The sequence below is a fragment of the Streptococcus sp. 339 genome (assembly GCF_013277285.1).
Lineage (GTDB): Bacteria > Bacillota > Bacilli > Lactobacillales > Streptococcaceae > Streptococcus > Streptococcus pseudopneumoniae.
The window spans coordinates 1-715 of record NZ_VMMR01000128.1; the positions used below are offsets into that span (position 1 = coordinate 1).

A 715-nucleotide genomic window follows, 5' to 3' on the forward strand; every position below is an offset into this window, starting at 1 on the left:
AGTTACTTTGAGAAGTTACCGAAAAATATTTTTCATATCTATTGACTTTTAGGGGTGAAATTTGGTATGATAGTAAGCGGTATTGTTTACCCCATTTGAAAGGCCCCGGAACCTTCCAAATACTTTTCGATGGGAAGGAACACCCATCACCGTAAACAAAAATCGAACTATATATAGGAGAAATCATGAACAAAACAACATTTATGGCTAAACCAGGCCAAGTTGAACGTAAATGGTACGTAGTTGACGCAACTGATGTACCACTTGGACGTCTTTCTGCAGTAGTTGCTAGCGTACTTCGCGGAAAAAACAAACCAACATTTACACCACACACTGATACAGGTGACTTTGTGATTGTTATCAATGCTGAAAAAGTTAAATTAACTGGTAAAAAAGCAACTGATAAAATCTACTACACTCACTCAAACCACCCAGGTGGATTGAAACAAATCTCTGCAGGTGAACTTCGTTCTAAAAATGCAGTACGTTTGATCGAGAAATCAGTTAAAGGTATGCTTCCACACAATACACTTGGACGCGCTCAAGGTATGAAGTTGAAAGTATTTGTTGGAGCTGAGCACACTCATGCTGCACAACAACCAGAAGTTCTTGACATTTCAGGACTTATCTAAGGAAAGGAACAAATAAAGTATGTCACAAGCACAATATGCAGGTACTGGACGTCGTAAAAACGCTGTTGCACGCGTTCGCCTTG

1 protein-coding gene and 1 pseudogene are annotated in these 715 nt (G+C 39.4%); both read left to right on the top strand.

The window, feature by feature from the left end:
* Nucleotides 1–185 precede the first annotated feature (185 nt).
* Entirely contained in the window at nucleotides 186–632 is a 447-nt protein-coding gene (gene rplM / locus HT736_RS11320) for a 50S ribosomal protein L13 (protein WP_001044624.1), read from the top strand.
* Nucleotides 633–651: 19 nt separating this feature from the next.
* Nucleotides 652–715, top strand: a pseudogene (locus tag HT736_RS11325) (30S ribosomal protein S9); the annotation flags it as partial.